The following is a 17,751-nucleotide window of genomic DNA, read 5'->3' on the forward strand; positions in this document are numbered from 1 at the left end:
GCTGCATTGAAGGCGGGCACGTCCAGCGTCTGCAACGTATGGTAGAAGGACCTGTTGAGCTATGGTTCAGCCGGATTCCCACCAGTGACGGCAATTGCCGGGACGATGATCGCGAGGGGCAGGATCCAGGTCGTGCGCCGTTGTTTGTGATCCGTCGCCGAACATGGTCTTGGCGTCACCGGCGGTACTGGCAAGCGGCGCAAGCCGCATCTTCCTAAGCCATTTCCACCGTCGCGCTACGATTTGTCGGCTGCAGTCACTGGCCGCCCGTTCCCGCCTGCGTTCCGTGTAGGGACTTGGCCAAGTAGTAGCCAACTGACACTGCCAGAGCCAGTGCTGCCGTGGCATAGACGTAGTCCGGGCTGACCTCCTTGTAATCGAGGATGACAATCTTGCGAAGGACCGCCATGTAGGCCGTCGCCAGAACGATCTCGAGGTGCAGTCCACCCTCCTGCAGGTAGCTCACGATATTGACGAACACTTCAATGGCGATCAGTACTGCCATGAAGGCCCCGAAGGTTGCGAGAATGTCGCTGATTTCGAGCAGAAAATAGGGGTGGACGCTGATCCTGCTATAGAGCACATATACTACGTCGGCGACACCCCACCAGATGACGAAGACCATCAGCACCGCCAGCACGCGCGCCGCATGGCGGATGCTGCCCCGTAAGCGGTTGATCAGCTGCTCGTCTGGGAAAATGGGTTGCACCGGATCCGCGGGGTCCTTTTCCTGGCCTTTCATCAGTACCTCCCATGATAGTCGGGCGGGGCGCGGTTATGACTGTGCCCACGATGCGCTGATGGCGATCGTACCTGTACCAGAGGACATCGACCGCGTTCTCGCACATCACTGCCGAGAGAGACTCGTCCAACAGCTGCCCGAAGAGTCCGTGGTTCCATCATCATTCTTGACGGTGTGACGGACCCGAATCGACACCGAAGATGACCGTCACGCCAACTCTACCCGAATTGCCGCCAACCTGCGAGCCCGCCAGCGAAGTCGCAGCCCTGAAGCATGACCCTGCTGAATCGGCCCCGCTTGCCGGAAGCCCCCGTTTTCGGCGCTGAAGCGGTCAGATTGCTGGAGGCTGGTGGCAGGTGAGGGCTGGATGCGTGGGTGGTGTGGGGTCCGTGAAGAGGGTGTCGATCGGTGGCAGGAACTCCGTTGTGATCTCTGGGCGAGCCTCTCCCTGCACGGAGCGCACCGCGCGGGGTGGTTCCTGGGGCCGTCCTGGAGAGGTCACTCGAGTTGCAGCAGAAAGGGTTTGGCGAGAAGCACGCGCATCCGCGCGGAATCGAGCCAGGGCGCAGCGCAGGAATTTCGGATGAAGGCGATGGCCCCGCGCACGCCGAGTTGGTCGAACAGATCGCGCAGCTGTCGCGTGAAGCGCGCCAGGGTATTGAAGACATGCGCCAGCCGCATCAGGAGGTGGTAGCCGCGCATCGCATTCCAGTCGAGGGCAAAGGCATGCTCGTAGTGGTAGCCCTGGTGTTTCTCGACGAGGAAGCCCGCTTCGATGCCCCAGCGGTGGCGGGCGCCGAGATTGCAACGCACATGGACGTTCTCGCAGCTGAGCGGCCGACTGGAGAGCCAGGCGTGGCGTGCCGTCTCGGTCACGATGGCGGCCTGTTGGTCGACCCGCTGCCAGCTTTCCTCACAGACGACCACGTGCAGCTTGAGCCGGCAACGACCGTTCGCGCCAAAGGCATACTCGATGTCATTGACCCAGCTGAAGTGCTGTTGGCGTTTGCCCCAGTCCAGCTGCCGGGTTTGCGACTGCCGGGGCTGCAGCGCGCGGAACTCCTCCCAGACCGAGGGCAGATCCTTGTCCCGGAGGACGATCATGAACTGCCAGCCGGCGCGCCGGCAGCGTTGCATCACCGGCCCGTTGGCGTAGAGTCCGTCGAGCACGAGCAGGATCGGCAGGCGCGGGAACAGCCTCTTGAGCCGGTCGCTCAAGCGCGCAAAGCCGCGCAGCTCGCAATCCTGCTTCTGCGCTTCGCTGTCGCCCAGCGCGTGTTCGAGGAACTCGCTGAGCAACGGGATGACCAGACCGCCGTGGAAGACGAGGCTGGCTTCGAGCACGTAGACGAAGTACTGGGTGTGGCGGTTTTCGTCCTTGCCGACGCTGCGCTGCAGGAGTTCCTCCGCCCAGAGGGTGTCGCCGGCGAGCTTCTGCGAGCCATCGATGGCGATCGGATGGCAGTGGTTGATCAGATAACGCCGGAAGCTCTTGCCGCGGATCAGGCGGCGCACCAGGTCGACGTGCGCCTGTTCGAGTTGCGTCAGGTCGATGTCGCGCAGCAGCCGATAGAGGGTGTCGGCGTGCGGCAGGGCCTCGATCTGCGGGAACAGCAATTGCAGGTTGGCGAGGAACTGCGGACGGGTCATTTCGCGGTTGGTCTCGCGCCGGGAGGCGAACTGGAAGACGAACATCAGCAGCCCATAGAGCAGCAGCGCGGTCAGCTTGTGCCGGCGCTTCCTGGGGGCCCGCGGGTCGGGAATCCGTTCCAGCTGGTCGAGCAAGGCCGGCAGCTCCTGGCGCAGGAGGCGTGCCTGCTTGCTCACGGCGTCCTCGCGGGCTGCCCGTTCTTCGTCGATGGTCGTGAAGGCCGAGCATCGGTTGGGCAGCGGCGGGGGTGACTGGGGCCGTTGTCCCATCGCGCGCCGCTTCGCGTTCAGCGCCTGCTCCTGCCGTCTCTTGTCGCTGCGTTGCGCCCGAATGCCGGCACGCGTCGGACGACTGCAGGGTTTGCTCATCGCCGGGTGGGCTCGGTCACGGCGCACAGCCGGTCCCGACCGTCGCTGCCGAGCGGCTTGACCCATACTTGCCGAGGCGTGCTGTGATAGGTCCGCCCAGGGCGGGCCAGCCCGCGTCCGCTGGTCTCTCCGAGCAATTGCCAGCCGGCAGCCCGGTAGCAGGTGCCGGCATGCTGGCGCGGGTCGACGAAGCTTTCCAGCAGCAGGGGCTCGAAGCCCCAGTGTTCGAGCCAGTCGCTGCGCGCACGACGCGCGAGTTGGCCGAGCACCTGGCTGGCCAGATGCGGCACGCGGACGTGCGGGAAGATCAGGAAGCGACTGTTGTTGAGTACCCGTGGCAGGTTGTGGCGCCGGGTCTGAGCGGTCCAGCCGATCCAGTCGTCGCGCACGGCCACTGCCCGGGCGGCACCGGACAACAGGACACAACCGAGCCGCAGCTCGCCCGCCGTGATGAAGTAACGCAACCGGTAGCCGAAGGCACCCTGGAAACCGAGCGGGTGCCAGCGCGCCATCAGATCATCCCATTGCTTCGCCAAGGCGGTGTCGCGGATCACTTCCAGGCGGACCGGGGCCAGGGCCGACAGCGAAACCTCCACCGGAGTCGGCTCGACCATCGGCTCGGCAACGGCCCGGGGCTGCGCCGGGCAGCGTGGCGTCGAACGGGATACCCGCGCGGCCCGCTGTGCGGGCAGGACGAGCAGGCCGGCCGCCTGCAAGCGCTGCAGGAACTCCAGGCAGGCGCCGGTCTTCGCCGTCCCCGTCAGCGTCACCCAGCCCAGATGCTCGCACAGCGTCGCCGCCAGTTCATGGCGCGCCAACCCGGGCAGCCACGCCACCGTCGCGCAGATGTCGGCAACCTCTCGCGCACTGAACTCCCGGCCGCAGTGCACCCAACTGCTCGGCGTCATCGCATCCATCGCACAACCTTCACCAGAAACGCAGATCCGCTAACCTCAGCCTATTCTGCCAAAGGCCTCGAAAATTGTCTAGCCCTCCTTTGCGAAAGTTTTTTTTGCGGTGGCCGTCAAGCCTTGCTACGACTGGGCTGCGCGGGTCATGCTTCAGGGCTGGCGAAGTCGCCGTCCTGGTGGTGACGGCCCTTGCGCGACTGCATGCCAACCGCCACGTCCCGAGAGAAGTTTCCCTTGGTTTTTTCGACGCCCGAGCGCGTTCATACAATTCCCTCACCACAGCGAGTACCACGATGGCATTGGCTTCCAGTTCCGTGTAACGTGCGGCACTGTCCGCGATGCCCCTTGACCCCCCCCTGTGGCCACTGTGGAGCGAGCACTTTCCTTGCCGGCCGGTTCGCGTCACCCGGCGCTACCTCAATAACGGCGTCAACCCTCTCTTCGTGCATTGGCAGAAAGGAATGGTCGGTGCATTTGCTTGATGGGCGCGGCGTGAATCGAGAGGTTCACGAACCGTTCTGCGAGAGGCCGGGGGTGCAAGTCCTCCGGCCGACTGCCACGAGAACAACAACACCCTCCAGACCAATGGCTACCATTTCGACCACAACTTCGGACACGGCAAACAGTTCTCGGCCAACCTGTTCGCTACCCTGATCCTGTTGGCCTTCTTGATCCATACCGCCCTGGACTGGATGGACTCCCCTTACGCCACGGTGCGCGCCACGCTGCCTTCCCGCCGCACCTTCTTCGAACACCTGCGCGCCTTGCTGCAGCACCTGCCGTTCGATGACTGGGATCTCCTCATGCGCTTCATGCAGCAGAGCCTCGCTCCCAACGACACAGACACCAGCTGACTTGCCCCATCCAACCGTTCCGAACCTCACCACCCCCTGCCAGGGATTTTTGAATGAGAACTGCTGGGAGCAATCTGACAAGCTCAAACTATAATCTGCATCAAGGGTCGGGGGCAGAAACCACTCCAGAATGCCAAGACCCCCTTTAAAAACTCGCTGGGACCGGCTCCCTTGGACCTTGCCAAGATGATGGCTCGAAGCACGTGAACAGGGTTCGGTCATTCGGCTTTGCTACCCGCTGGCGAATCGGCGCGCTACTTGTGTGGCTGGTTCTGGCCTGCCTCTTGCCTGGGATACTGGGCGTCGCGGTCCTCTTCGCCCGGGAATACCGGAACGGACGTGCCCAACTCGAACGGGACTTGATGGCCACGGCACGTGCCATGGCTCAAGCCGTTGATAGCCGGTTGCTCAGGGCGCAGACCGTCGGCGAGGTATTGGCCACCTCCGACGCCCTGACCCGGCAAGACCTGGAGGGCTTCCACCGACGAGCACGCGAGGTCATCGCAACGACGAAAGTCGGGATGAACGTGGTCCTCAGCGACGAGAGCGGCCAGCAGATCATCAATACGCTGCGGGACTTCGGCGAGCCTTTGCCGCGGCACGGCCATCCGGCAATGCTTCGCCGTGTCTTTGAGACCGCAAAGCCCGTGGTCTCGGAGGTCTACATCGGTGGCGTACTGCGCAGGCCCGTGGTCAGTATCGACCTGCCGGTGATCTCCGACACGAAGGTGGCCTACGTTCTGAGCATCGGTTTGTCACCGTATGACTTCAACGCCATCCTCGTCGCACAGAACTTTCCAGCGGGATGGGTCTCCGCAGTCTTCGATCACACGGGCATCATTGCCGCGCGGACCCACGCTCCAGAAGAGTTCATCGGCCGGAAGGGAACGGCCGAGTACATCCAGCGCATCAGCGAATCTCCAGAGGGTGTGATGGAGACGGTCACGCTCGAGGGGACTCCGACGCTGTCGGCTTGGAGGCGCTCGTCGGTCACGGGCTGGAGCGTCGGCATTGGCATCCCACGACAGTTGTTGGAGCGGGATCTGATGCACACCATGACTTGGCTGGGCTTGGGCCTGGCCACTTTGCTCGTCGTCGGGCTCGGCTTGGCGTGGATGGCAGGGCGCATCATCGCCGCATCTGTGCGTGCGCTGACCGAACCGGCCATCGCCTTGGGCAACGGGCAGTTGGTGCCCATTCCAGAGGTATCCATACAGGAATCAGCCGAGGTCGCCACTGCTCTTCGTCAGGCCGGTCAGCTGTTGGCGGAACGTTCTGCCGCCTTGGTAGCCGCCAATCGGGAACTGGAGCAACTCGCGCGGCGCGATGCGCTCACCGGGCTGCACAATCGGAAGTCTGCCAATGAGCGGCTACGCATGGAGTTTCTCCGCCTGAAACGGTCGGGTCATCCTTATGCCGTTCTGTTTGTCGATGTCGACTGGTTCAAGGAGGTCAACGACAGCTATGGCCACGAAGTTGGTGACCGCGTCCTGCGGCACATGGCGACCGTCCTCGCGAGTTCCTTGCGAGCGACAGACTTCGTTGCTCGTTACGGCGGGGAAGAGTTCGTGGCCCTCCTCTCGGAGACGACTCGCGAGGGCGCATTGCGGACCGCTGAGGTCGTTCGTCGCACAGTTGCCGATCAATCTTTTCCCGTGGTGGGTCAAGTGACTGTCAGTATTGGTGTCGCAATGGCCCGGAGCGAGGATGAGGATGAGGATCGAGCGGTACGCCGGGCAGACAAGGCCCTCTATAAGGCCAAGGAAGATGGCCGAAACGTGGTTCGGTCCAGCTAGCCTGCCGGCCGAACGTAAGCGATGCGCACCACATGAGCACTTCTGCTTCAAGCGGCCGAGCCACGTTGCCGAGAAGGTAGCGCTTGCGGATGCGCCCGGCTGGATGCCTTCAAGGAGGAGTTTCAAGTCGGTCCAGTCGGTTTCACGGGTGCTCGCCTTCGACCAGTCGGGAATGAAACTGCTCCGCCCCGCGCTTCACCCGCAACCTCCTGGTCGTCGTCTCCATGCCAGCTCTCCATTCCGTCGTCCGAGGAAGGCCTTCTCAGCCGGACGACAAGCGCAGGGAAGAACGCCGGCTGGTTACCGGTTGCACTTGCGGAGCTCAACTTCAGCCCAAAGGGCTTTGCCAAACGCCTTCCAGGCTGGGCCTCCGTGGCATTCGAATCCCACACCAGCACATTCCTCCATCGTCTTGAGCATGATGCCGGCAAGGCCGAACAGGTCAACCTTGGCCATGAGCTTGCGGTCGAAAGGGCTGGAAGCAGCAAGCTTGATCTCGGCAGCGGACTGGTCAAGCGCTTCCTTGGCCAGAGCCCGCACTTGGACGTCATCCGTCCAGTCGATACCGAGAACAATTCCCTTCCGCTCAATTTCTAGCTCAATCTCCCGGATCTCTTCAGCGTAATTCTCAAAGCCGGCCATCGTGTCCCTCCTTCGCGCGTAGTGCTTGACTCTGGCAGGATAGCTCCAACGAAGGGAGTCCGGCTGGAGGGACGGCATGGCCGCCAACCTCAACCGACTTGCTGCGGTGGTGGTGCTGTCCGTACAAGACCCGGATCTCGGGACGCCGCCGGCGAGTCCGGTCGACGGTGACCGTCTCCGGATTCCGGCCGGTGCGACGGCTGCGTGGTCGGGGCGGAGCGGTCAGATTGCGATACGCGTCGGCGGTGCCTGGGAGTTCCACGCACCGAGGGTGGGCTGGCTGTGTTTCATCGAGGATAAGGCTGTGCCGTCGGTTCACAAGGCGGCCGGCTGGAGTGCTGGCGTGGCGATCTGAGTCCAGAAGGGCGTCAAGGTCACGCACGATGGTGCCCGGAGGCACACCTGCACCGGCAGCAGCAGCGAATGCCGCGCGGTCGGCGTCGGTGAGGAAGAGAGTGGTCATGTCGGTTCTTTCAAGTGGGCGGCTCGCAGCCAGGAGACGACGCAGGGAAATGGCAATTCTTGGTGGCTTCAGTATCATCGGCCAGGGTAACTGCGGTCAATCGGTACGGGAAGGGAGAGGTGACCTGCCTCGTCGCACTGGGCGGCTTGATCTTCGGCTGCGGCCTGTCGGGATGGGCGATCGTCCGCTGGGTGTTCAACTTCATCGACAAGAATTCGGACGCCGGGATCGATGAGGTTGCCAAGAACGTGAAGGGGGTGCTGTGATGGAGGCGTGATGCGGGGGGCCCTGGGCCACAACCGTCACCTACGCGGAAACCTTTCTGGCTGATGCCGGTCTTCACACTGAAGTCGCGGCTTGAGTTGCTCAGGTCCTTCGCCAGGAATTGTAGTTTGACGGCGATTGCCAGGCACGAGGCGCTTCCGAAAGTGCCATCGGAAGTCCTGTGGTTATTCTTCAATCCCTTCCGCAAGCCGTTGCGGACGTTCCAACGGCGGCGGAGTCCCGACAAGGAGAGCCAAGCATGAGCACAGTGGCGGTGACCATCGACTACAGCAACGGCGCTCACAAGCATTTCTCGAGCATTCCTTGGAAAGAGGGCTTGACGATCCTTGGAGCCATACAGGCGAGCGAGGGAATTGTTCCCGGCGTCACAATCAGTTTCGGATCCGACCGGGTCGGGCACGTCCTCAAGCTCGTCATCGACGGTTCTCCTCGGGAGGACGGGCCGGCATCTGAATGGGTGGTCTGGGTCAACGCGAAACCCTTTCAGGGTCGTCTCGGCACGGAAACGAGCTTCGGCTTCAAGCCGGATGAGCGCGAGCTCAACCTGCTCAAGCCGGGAGATCACGTCCTGATCAAACAGTCTTTGGTTCCCTGAGGCCCGGTGTCAGGCGAAACGGCTGTGCCTGGGCGCTGCTGATCGCGCGGATCTATGAGGCTTTTCCGCTCGCCTGCCGACGCTGCGGCGGCGAGATGTGAATCATCGCCTTCATCACCTTGCCCGCAATCAGCTTGCCGATCGTCGCCAGACTGGACTGCACAATCGGAAGCTTTGCCCGTCCGCTGCGCAGCTGGCGCTTGTGACTTGGCAACACTCAGCAGGTGACATGGAACAACCCGATGGCTTTGCCCTTGGCCTTGTTATAGGCCTTGATCGCCTGCGGCGTCGGCTGCAGAACCACGCGGCAGTCATGGTTGGTGAAGAATTCGGCAGCCTCCGGCGACAGGTGAACGTTGCCGTACTGACCGGTACCCACAACCAGAGTGTCGCAGCCCCTCTCGTAGACGAATTCCGCCTCGTCCACGGAAACGGTATGCGAGGTGCCATAGTGCTGCTTGGAGAGTCTCTTCTTGCGCTTGAGCACCTCCCCCGAGAGGCGGATGACGACGTCGTGCGGGAAAGTGGCGCCATCGATGGTGATGCTGCCAAAGTCGGTACGATCGATTTTCATGGCGACACTCCCCTTCCCTCATGACAGACCTCAAGAAACCCATCCCAGTTGCCTGACCAGTAGCGTAGCCCAGTTTCGGCACTCCTGGGACAGGATCCTTGACTTGCGAAACGACAATCCAGTCCGTATCACCCGTGTCGACTACTCCGCACCGCTCTTGGCGGAAGATGCCCGGAGGCGGCACACGACATCCGCGAACTGCGCAGCCTTCTCGACGCCTTCAATGAGGCGAAGACTCCCTGATGGCGCGCGCCGGCGCCAGCCGATAGCTGCCGCGAGTCATGTTGGGAAACGCGATTCCGCCTGATAGACTCTCATCCGTCTTGATCTACTTGAGACGCTACCAATTGGCAAGCGCGGACTTCATGACCACAGAACCGTGGCTTTCCGTCGAGAAGGTCGCCCAGCACCTGGGTGTGGCCAAGGACACCGTCTATCGCTGGCGCGAGCACCGGGGGCTGCCGGCGCACCGCGTCGGGCGTCTGTGGAAGTTCAAGCGGTCCGAAGTGGACGACTGGGTGCGCGCCGGGAGCGCGGACGAAGAACAAGGCGCGGGCGGCAACAACGCCCGCGAGAACTGAAGGTTACGCGGCGCCATGCCCACACTGAACTGGATCGGCAAGGAAGCCGTCATCAAGCATCACAAGGAAGTGCCCTTCCGCCTGCTGGAGCCGGTGCCCGCCCTCTCCTGCGGCGACAGCGGCAGCGGCAACCTGATCGTGCAGGGCGACAACCTGGATGCGCTCAAGGCCCTGCTGCCCCGGTATGCGGGGCAGGTGAAGTGCATCTACATCGACCCGCCGTACAACACCGGCAACGAGGGTTGGGTCTACAACGACAACGTCAACAGCCCGGAGATCCGCAAATGGCTGGGCGAGGTGGTCGGCAAGGAGGGCGAGACGCTGGACCGGCACGACCGCTGGCTGTCGATGATGTACCCGCGATTGCTGCTGCTGCGTAAGCGTCCATCCCGACCACCTGTAAAACCCGCGAGAAGTGGAGCAACCTCCAGGTTTTTTTTCAGGAGGAAGAGATGGACAAGGCAGGGGAACGAGAAGCGCGGTGGCGGGGGCATGTGGACGCCTGGCGGGCGAGCGGCGGCAGCCAGAAGGCGTACTGTGAGCGGCACGGGCTGAGCAGCCATTCGCTCAGTTACTGGCACCTGCGCTTGGCGAAGGGTCGAGGATCGAGCGGAGCGAGAGGCCCACTGACCCTGGTTCCTGCAGTGAGGGTTGCCAATGCCGTGGCCTCAACGCCGAGCCTGTCGCTCCACAGCCCCCAGGGCTGGCGACTCGACTTTGCCGCGTTGCCACCGGCTGGGTGGTTGACGGCCCTGTGGGGAGAGCGCGCATGAACGCGCCGCTCGGGGCGGTGCCCGAGCGCATCTGGCTGGCCGTCGAAGCGGTAGACATGCGCCTGGGCATTGATGGCCTGTCAGCCCGCATCCAGGCCAGTCTTGGGCGCAGCCCCTGTGACGGCACCGCCTACGCCTTTACCAACCGGCGCCGCAGCCGGCTCAAACTGCTGGTCTGGGACGGCACCGGCGTCTGGCTGTCGCAACGGCGGTTGCACCGTGGCTCCTTCACCTGGCCGAGCGCCAGCGACCCGGTCTTCGCCCTCACCACGGCGCAGTGGCGTTGGCTGATCGCCGGCGTAGACTGGCAACGCCGGGACGCGCCCGCACCCGCCAGCTGGCACGTATAAGGGCGCACTGTATTTTGCACAAAGCACGCAAAATCCGTGTCTTAGACGTCCTTCTGAGCATCTTGATGGTATAATTCACCATGGATTTAGCGAGCGAACTTGCCTCCTTCTCACCCTCGCCAGAACTGGTTTTCTGGGCCGAGAATCGGCTCGGTGGACTGCTCGAACAGGTCAAGACCAACGCCACGGAGATTCGCTGGCGCGATGCCAAGATCGAGAAGCTGACCCTCGAACTGGCCTATTTGCGGCGGATGAAGTTCGGCGTCAAGAGCGAGTCCCTGGCCGCCGGCGAACGGGACCTCTTCGACGAAACGCTCGCTGCCGACCTGGCCGCCTGCGAAGCCCGCCTGGCCGAACGGCGCCAGGCGGCCGAAATGGGGCCGCATCAGCTGCCCGCCGAGAAACCGAAACGCGACCGCGCCGGCCGTCAGCCCCTGCCCGAGGAACTGCCGCGTGTCGAGCACCTGCACGAGCCGGAAACCTGCACCTGTGGGCAATGTGGTCAGGCCCTGGTGCGGATCGGCGAGGACGTGACCGAGAAGCTCAGCATCGTCCCTGCCGAGTTCTTCGTCGAGCGCCACATCTATCCCAAGTACGCCTGCCGGCCCTGCGAAACCCTCACCGCCGCACCGGCTGTGGCTTCGGTCATCGACGGCGGTCTGGCGACACCGGCCTTGCTGGCCTGGGTGATGGTCAGCAAGTACGCCGATCATCTGCCCCTCTACCGTCTTGAACGGCAGGCCGCCCGCTCGGGGGTGACCCTGTCGCGTTCGACGCTGGCCGACTGGGTCGGCCGCATCGGCGTCGCCCTGGAACCGCTCTGGCTGCGTCTCGCCGAACTGCTGCGCCAGGGGACGGTGCTGCATGCCGATGAAACCCCGGTGCAGCAACTCGATCCGGGCAATGGCAAGACCAAGCGGGCCTATCTCTGGGCTTATCGCAGCAATGCCTTGGCCAGCGATCCGCCGATCGTCGTCTTCGACTACCAGCCCGGCCGGGGTGGGAAGTATGTGGCGGAGTTCCTCGCGGACTGGCAAGGTGCGCTGATGGTCGATGAGTTCGCCGGCTACCAGGCGCTGTTTCGTGGCGAGGTGATCGAACTCGCCTGTCTGGCCCATGCCCGGCGGAAGTTCTTCGACCTCCATCAGGCGAATCGCAGTCCCCTTGCCGCGGAGGCCCTGCGCCGCATCGGCGAGCTGTATGCCATCGAGGACGCGGCGAAAGGGAAGGCGGTCGAGGAACGCGCCCGACGACGAAAGGAAACCAGTCAGCCGCTGCTCGAAGCCCTGCACCTGTGGCTCCAGAACACTCGCCGATCGGTGGCCGACGGCGGTGCCCTGGCCAAGGCGATCGACTACAGTCTGCGGCGCTGGCCGGCATTGGCCCGGTACGCCACGAACGGTTTCTACCCGATCGACAACAACCCGGTCGAGAATGCCATTCGCCCGATCGCCATCGGGAAGAAGAATTGGCTGTTCGCCGGTTCCGAGGCGGCAGGCCAACGCGCCGCGGCGATTCAATCGCTGCTCGAAACCGCCCGCCTGAACGGCATCGAGCCGATGGCCTGGCTGACCGACACCCTGGACAAACTCCCCTCCTGGCCGAACAGCCGCATCGACGAGTTGCTGCCGCTCAAAAAGCCAGTGTGATCCCGCGCGCCCAGGGGTGGGTGCGCTGAACGCTTACGCTGCTGCGGCAATTCCTATCGGACGACGGAGTGATCCTAGTTTCGTTGGACGACGTCGAAGCTGGCCATCTTCGACTCCTGTTGGACGAGATTTTTGGGTTTAGGAATCGGATCGCAACGATCGTTTGGAACACGCGCAACACAGACAACCGCATTAAGACGCGGCTCTCTCCCGACCATGAATACATCTTCGTCTATGGCAAGTCCGAATCGTCAAGGATTGAAGGGCGCGTAATCGACCGATCAGACTTTAGGAACCCAGATAACGATCCGAGGGGACCATACGTCACTGATCCCCTCAAGGGAAAGGCAACTGCCTCCGAGCGCCCCAAGCTCCATGACTACAACATGGAGCAGCCGGGTACGACGAACGTGTGGAAGCCCGACCCGGCTAAGGGCTGGATCACCGATCGTGCTGGCTACGAGCGGCTCTTGTCCGAAAGCCGCATCTGGTGGCCACCGAACCCCGCAACCGGCTGGCCTCGCAAGAAGCGCTTTTTGTCCGAGACGCAAGAACGAATGCCGGCATCCAGCTTTTGGCCGGAGTTCAAAACCCAGTCTGGGGCACGAGAGCTCGACGAGATTCTCGACGAACGCGTATTTGCATTTCCGAAGCCGTTGGCGCTAATGCAGCGTGTGATCTCTTACTGCGCTCCGCCGGATAGCTTGGTCCTCGACTCTTTCGCGGGGACTGGCACCACTGCGCACGCCGTACTGAAGCAAAACGCCGAGGACGCTGGGAATCGCCGGTTCATCCTCGTGGAGATGGATGACAAGATTGCGCGAAATGTGACATCCGAACGAATCAAGCGCGTCGCGTCCGGTCACGTCAATGGCAACGGCGCTGTAGTCGACGCTCTCGGCGGCAGCTTCCAGTTCTGCCGTCTCTCAGCGGAACCTCTGTTCGATGCTGAAGGCCAGATCCGAAGCGACGTGACGTTCGCCCAATTGACCGAGTTTGTCTGGTTCGCCGAGACCGGCACCGGCTACGCGGGTCAGGCCGACTCGCCGCTGCTCGGCGTACACGAGGGGCGGGCGATCTACCTGCTCTACAACGGCATCCTCAAAGATCGTTCATCCGCGGGCGGTAACGTGCTCACCGTCCCAGTGTTCAATGTGCTGCCCAGGTTCGCCGGCCCCAAGGTGATCTATGCCGCTGCCAACCGCATGGGTAGCCGCGCAGGACGAGAGGGCATCACCTTCAAGCAGACCCCTTACGCGCTGGAGGTGTAAGTCATGAGCACGTTCGCCCCCAAGACCTACCAGCAGCAAGTGCTTGACAGCGTCGAGGCCTATTTCAAGGCCTGCCACGAGCTGTCGTCGCCCTCAATCGCCTTTGCGGCCACCACGGAGCGCTTGTGGGGCCGTGGCAATGCGTACAACCCGCTGTCGGGTTTCCCGCCCGACATGCCGTACTTCTGCCTGCGCGTGCCCACTGGCGGCGGCAAGACCTGGCTGGCGGCCAAGAGCGTGGCGCTGGTCAACACGCACCTGCTGCGCTGCGAATACAGCGTGATCCTATGGCTGGTGCCCAGCAAGCCCATCCGCGAGCAGACCTTGCGCGCCCTTCGCGACCACTTGCACCCGTACCACACGGGGCTGCGCGAGGCCGGTCCCATCACGGTGATGGACCTCGACGAGGCCAAGAGCGTGACCCGTGCGACGTTGGACACCTCGACCACGATCATCGTCGCCACCCGGCAGGCGTTTCAGGTGGAGGACGAGGAGTCCCGCAAGGTGTACCAGAGCAGCGGTGCGCTGATGCACCACTTTGACAACCTCTCGCGCACACAGCGCGACGTTTTGCTGAGCGAGGGCGAAGGCACCGAACGCACGACGCCGTGCTCGCTGGCCAACGTGCTGCGCCAGCGTCGGCCCTTCGTGGTAGTGGACGAGGCGCACAACAGCCGCACCGAGCTGGCTTTCGAAATGCTGGCGCGCTTCCGCCCCAGCGGCGTGATGGAACTGACCGCCACGCCCGACTTGGAACATACGCCCAGCAACGTGCTGCACAGCGTCTCCGCCGCCGAATTGAAGGCGGAGGAAATGATCAAGCTGCCGGTGGTGCTGGAAACCGAACCGAATTGGCAGCAATGCCTAGCCGACGCCATCGGCCGGCGCGACGCGCTGCACAAGCTGGCTGACGAGGAACGCCGCGCGGGCTGCCCCTACCTGCGGCCGCTGGTGCTGATCCAAGCGGGGCCGCGACGCGCCGGGGTGGAGACGCTGAACGTCGAACACGTCAAGAAAGAGTTGGTCACCAACCACGGCATACCGACCAGCGAGATCGTGGTTGCTACCGGCGACGAAAGGGGCTTGGAGCAGATCGACGCCGAATACAAATTGGGCATTGCCGACCCGGCATGTCCAGTTAAATTCGTCATCACCCAGAAGGCGCTGGCCGAGGGCTGGGACTGCCCCTTCGCCTACATCCTGGTGAGCATGGCCTCGCTGTCGTCGGCCACGGCGGTGGAGCAGTTGCTCGGCCGCGTGCTGCGTCAACCCGGGGCCAGCCACCGGCAGGCCAAGGCGCTGAACCAGTCCTATGCCTTCGTGGTGTCACGAAACTTTGCCGAGACCGCGGGTGCGCTGCGAGACCGGCTGGTGGCGGGCGCGGGCTTCGAACGACGCGAGGTGACCGAGTTCGTCACTACGGCCAAAGCCGAGCAGGATCGGCTAGATCTGGAAGGTCACTCCGGGCGCGTCGTGGTTCGGCCGGTGGCGATCACGTTGACCGAGAAGCTCGACCTTAGAAGCGTGTCCAAGGCTGTCCGCGACAAGGTCAGCTGGGACGGCAAGCTCAATACGTTGACCATCAGTACGCCGCTGACCGAAGATGAAGCCGAGGTGCTCAAGGCGTCGGTCGCCAGCGAAGCCGCTGCGGTAGCCATCGTCGAAGCGGCCGAAGTAAGCCGCACCACGGCCATCGAGTTCTTTCAGACGCCCGCTGAACTGGGGGCGCGCTTTCGCGTGCCGCAGCTTGCTCTGCGCATGCAGGGTGAGCTCCAACTGTTCGACGACCCGGAGGTGCTCGACTACCCGTGGGACTTGTCGACGTACGACGCCGCGCCGAGCGGTGACGACATCACGGCGTTGGGCGCGGGCCTCAAGATCTCCGAGGGGGGAGAGATCGATGTCGATGCCGAGAGTGGCAAGGTCATTTCGCGCTTCCTGCCCGATCTGCAACGTGACCTTGGGCTGGTCTATCAGCCTGAGCACTGGGATGAGGTGCGCCTCGCAACATGGCTCTGCAAGAACCTGCCCGAGCCTTCACTCACCCATGCCAGCAAGCAAGCCTTCGTGGCCAAGTGGCTGACCGAACTTCTGCGCCGGGACGGCTTCACGCCGACCCGTGCCAATCTCCAGAAGTTCCTGCTGCGCGACCTGCTGGAGGCGCGCATACGTGACCTGCGCAGGCAGGCGGTCAGCAAGACGTTCCAGCAGGTACTGTTCGGTGACGATGCGGCATCGCGCGTCGCCGTGACCGATCAATACGCCTTCGAGTTCCAAGCGCAGGCCTACGCGCCCAGCCGTGACTACGACGGCCGTTTCGGGCGTTTCGACTTCCGGAAGCACTTCTATGGGCGCGTCGGCGATTTCGACAGCAAGGAGGAGTTCGAGTGCGCCTGCTGGCTGGACGTCCAAGCGCAGCAAGGACGCATCCAGTTCTGGGTGCGCAATCTCGTTCGGCGCGAAGGCAGTTCGTTCTTCCTGCAGAAGGCCAATGGGCGCTTCTACCCAGACTTCCTGTGTCAGCTGACGGGCACCGCAAACCAGCCCGGGCCGATCTTGGCCGTCGAATACAAGGGCGCGGACCGGTGGGTCACCGCGGACGATGACCGGCTGATCGGCGGCCTTTGGGCGGCCCTGTCCGAGGGGCGTTGCCGCTTCGTCATGGTCAAGGACAAGCGGTGGGAGTGGATCGAGGAGAAGCTGCCTCGTTCGCCAGTTCCAAAGAACTGAGCCCGCGGTTTCGTCACTGTGGACCATGCCACCCTCACCATCCTGCGCGACCGCCACCCCGCTTGGCGGTTGCTGGCCTCGCCGCATGCGCCGCTGGTGGTGAGCTTCCTGCACCGGGTGTTCGTGGCGCCCAACGTCCGCGTCATGAGCGAGGCGGATCTCGCCGAGGTGCTCGAGGATGAACTGTTCGCCCTGCGTGAGCAGCTGGGACCCGATGCTTACCCCAAGGGCGCGCAGGAATACCTGAACGACTGGGCCGCGCACGACAAGGGCTGGCTGCGCAAGTTCTACAAGCCGGGCACGGACGAGGCGCAGTTCGAACTGACGCCGGCCACCGAGAAGGCCATCACCTGGCTGCTGTCGCTGACCGAGCGGCCGTTCGTCGGCACCGAGTCGCGCTTGCTGACCCTGTTCGCGCTGCTGGAACAGATCAGCGCCGGCACCGAGGCCGATCCGATCAAGCGGGTCGCGGACCTGCGCAAGAAGCGCGACGAACTGGACGCCGAGATCGCCCGCGTGCTGGCGGGCGACGTGCCACTGCTGGACGACACGGCGGTCAAGGACCGGTTTCAGCAGTTCCAGCAACTGGCGCGCGAGTTGCTGGCCGACTTCCGCGAGGTGGAACAGAACTTCCGCCTGCTCGACCGCAAGGTGCGTGAGAAGATCGCGCTGTGGGAAGGCGCCAAGGGTGCGCTGCTCGATGAGATCATGGGCGAGCGCGATGCCATTGGTGATTCCGACCAGGGCCGCAGTTTCCGCGCCTTCTGGGACTTCCTCATGTCCAGCCGGCGTCAGGAGGAGCTCTCCGAGCGGCTGGATCAGGTGCTGGCACTGCCCGCCGTCGCGGCGCTGAAACCCGAGCCGCGCACCCGCCGCGTGCACCACGACTGGCTGGAAGCCGGCGAACACACACAGCGCACGGTAGCCCAGCTGTCGCAGCAACTGCGCCGGTTCCTGGACGACCGGGCCTTCCTGGAGAACCGCCGCATCCTGGACTTGCTGCACGGCATCGAGAGCAAGGCACTCGGCGCCGCGAGGCCCCGCCCACCGGCACGGTGATGCACATCGACGCGAGGGGCGCGGACGTCGAACTGCCGTTGGAGCGACCCTTGTTCACGCCGAGCGTGAAGCCACGCCTGGCTGATCTGGCGCTCGTGGCCTTTGATGCCGACATCGACACCGCGCGCTTGTTCGACCAGATCGTGGTGGACAAGGCGCGCCTGCGGTCGGCCGTCCAGCGTGCACTGCGCCGCCAGCCGCAGATCACGCTGCGCGAGTTGCTGGATGGCGAGCCCTTGCAGCAGGGCTTGGCCGAGCTGGTGGCTTATCTGGAGCTGGCCCACGCGGGAGATGGCAGCGACGCGCTCGACGGCCTGCGCGCACTCGTCGATGAAGCGGTGGAAGAGCCGATCCGCTGGCAGGCCCGCAGCGCAGCGGGCGATGCGGTGACGCGCGAGGCTCGCTTGCCGCGCGTGATCTTCACCCGCTGAAGGCTCGGGGCCCAAGGGAGAGAAGG

The 17,751-nt window shown here is 63.7% G+C and carries 16 protein-coding genes and 3 pseudogenes; 14 read left to right on the top strand and 5 right to left on the bottom strand.

Translation table 11 applies throughout. The features are described from left to right. Nucleotides 1-256: 256 nt before the first annotated feature. From V5B60_RS06685 to V5B60_RS06695, 3 genes are all read right to left on the bottom strand, one after another. Nucleotides 257-742, bottom strand: coding sequence for a phosphate-starvation-inducible PsiE family protein (locus V5B60_RS06685; RefSeq protein ID WP_332346273.1), 486 nt, complete (start codon nt 740-742; stop codon nt 257-259). A gap of 498 nt (nt 743-1,240) precedes the next feature. Then, complete coding sequence (locus V5B60_RS06690; RefSeq protein WP_332346274.1) at nt 1,241-2,761, bottom strand: transposase family protein; 1,521 nt, start codon at nt 2,759-2,761, stop codon at nt 1,241-1,243. Beyond that, nucleotides 2,758-3,678: a DUF4338 domain-containing protein gene (locus tag V5B60_RS06695; protein WP_332346276.1), complete on the bottom strand. Its 921-nt coding sequence runs from the start codon at nt 3,676-3,678 to the stop codon at nt 2,758-2,760. Before V5B60_RS06695 ends, V5B60_RS06690 begins: the two co-directional genes overlap by 4 nt. 653 nt (nt 3,679-4,331) lie before the next feature. Between V5B60_RS06695 and V5B60_RS06700 the strand changes: the two genes are divergently transcribed. Beyond that, nucleotides 4,332-4,526 (top strand): hypothetical protein, encoded by a 195-nt coding sequence (locus V5B60_RS06700; protein WP_332346277.1) that lies wholly within the window; start codon nt 4,332-4,334, stop codon nt 4,524-4,526. A gap of 203 nt (nt 4,527-4,729) precedes the next feature. Next, nucleotides 4,730-6,322 carry a sensor domain-containing diguanylate cyclase gene (locus tag V5B60_RS06705; protein ID WP_332346278.1) on the top strand — a complete coding sequence of 531 codons (1,593 nt, stop codon included), beginning with the start codon at nt 4,730-4,732 and terminating at the stop codon, nt 6,320-6,322. Between the two features lie 300 nt (nt 6,323-6,622). Here the strand turns inward: V5B60_RS06705 and V5B60_RS06710 are convergent, their stop codons facing one another. Then, entirely contained in the window at nt 6,623-6,964 is a 342-nt protein-coding gene (locus V5B60_RS06710; protein WP_332346279.1) for a hypothetical protein, read from the bottom strand. Between the two features lie 76 nt (nt 6,965-7,040). Between V5B60_RS06710 and V5B60_RS06715 the strand changes: the two genes are divergently transcribed. The 3 genes from V5B60_RS06715 (at nt 7,041) to V5B60_RS06725 (ending at nt 8,307) form a co-directional block, all read left to right on the top strand. After that, complete coding sequence (locus V5B60_RS06715; RefSeq protein WP_332346280.1) at nt 7,041-7,319, top strand: DUF2793 domain-containing protein; 279 nt, start codon at nt 7,041-7,043, stop codon at nt 7,317-7,319. Between the two features lie 227 nt (nt 7,320-7,546). Continuing rightward, nucleotides 7,547-7,693: a hypothetical protein gene (locus V5B60_RS06720; protein ID WP_332350699.1), complete on the top strand. Its 147-nt coding sequence runs from the start codon at nt 7,547-7,549 to the stop codon at nt 7,691-7,693. A 257-nt stretch (nt 7,694-7,950) separates the two neighbouring features. After that, nucleotides 7,951-8,307, top strand: a complete 357-nt coding sequence (locus V5B60_RS06725) for a hypothetical protein (RefSeq protein WP_332346281.1) — start codon at nt 7,951-7,953, stop codon at nt 8,305-8,307. A gap of 217 nt (nt 8,308-8,524) precedes the next feature. Here the strand turns inward: V5B60_RS06725 and V5B60_RS06730 are convergent, their stop codons facing one another. Next, nucleotides 8,525-8,881 (bottom strand): Mth938-like domain-containing protein, encoded by a 357-nt coding sequence (locus tag V5B60_RS06730; RefSeq protein WP_332346282.1) that lies wholly within the window; start codon nt 8,879-8,881, stop codon nt 8,525-8,527. A gap of 177 nt (nt 8,882-9,058) precedes the next feature. Here V5B60_RS06730 and V5B60_RS22155 point away from each other — a divergent pair. The 9 genes and pseudogenes from V5B60_RS22155 to V5B60_RS06765 all read left to right on the top strand — a co-directional run. Next, a pseudogene (locus V5B60_RS22155) lies at nt 9,059-9,124 on the top strand (DUF6127 family protein); the annotation flags it as partial. Between the two features lie 122 nt (nt 9,125-9,246). Beyond that, on the top strand, nt 9,247-9,462 hold the full coding sequence (locus V5B60_RS06735; RefSeq protein ID WP_332346283.1) for a helix-turn-helix domain-containing protein: 216 nt from the start codon (nt 9,247-9,249) through the stop codon (nt 9,460-9,462). Between the two features lie 15 nt (nt 9,463-9,477). Then, nucleotides 9,478-9,843: pseudogene (locus tag V5B60_RS06740) on the top strand (site-specific DNA-methyltransferase); the annotation flags it as partial. A 71-nt stretch (nt 9,844-9,914) separates the two neighbouring features. Further along, complete coding sequence (gene tnpA / locus V5B60_RS22160) at nt 9,915-10,235, top strand: IS66 family insertion sequence element accessory protein TnpA (RefSeq protein ID WP_434735308.1); 321 nt, start codon at nt 9,915-9,917, stop codon at nt 10,233-10,235. Then, complete coding sequence (gene tnpB / locus V5B60_RS06745; protein WP_332346284.1) at nt 10,232-10,585, top strand: IS66 family insertion sequence element accessory protein TnpB; 354 nt, start codon at nt 10,232-10,234, stop codon at nt 10,583-10,585. The genes tnpA and tnpB overlap by 4 nt, the downstream gene beginning before the upstream one ends. A gap of 80 nt (nt 10,586-10,665) precedes the next feature. Beyond that, nucleotides 10,666-12,234 (top strand): IS66 family transposase, encoded by a 1,569-nt coding sequence (gene tnpC, locus V5B60_RS06750; protein WP_332346285.1) that lies wholly within the window; start codon nt 10,666-10,668, stop codon nt 12,232-12,234. 41 nt (nt 12,235-12,275) lie between these two features. Continuing rightward, entirely contained in the window at nt 12,276-13,505 is a 1,230-nt protein-coding gene (locus tag V5B60_RS06755; RefSeq protein WP_332350453.1) for a site-specific DNA-methyltransferase, read from the top strand. Between the two features lie 3 nt (nt 13,506-13,508). Beyond that, complete coding sequence (locus V5B60_RS06760; RefSeq protein ID WP_332346286.1) at nt 13,509-16,235, top strand: DEAD/DEAH box helicase; 2,727 nt, start codon at nt 13,509-13,511, stop codon at nt 16,233-16,235. A gap of 18 nt (nt 16,236-16,253) precedes the next feature. Then, nucleotides 16,254-17,725, top strand: a pseudogene (locus tag V5B60_RS06765) (DUF3375 domain-containing protein). The last annotated feature ends 26 nt before the right edge of the window (nt 17,726-17,751 follow it).

This window comes from Accumulibacter sp. (assembly GCF_036625195.1).
GTDB lineage: Bacteria > Pseudomonadota > Gammaproteobacteria > Burkholderiales > Rhodocyclaceae > Accumulibacter.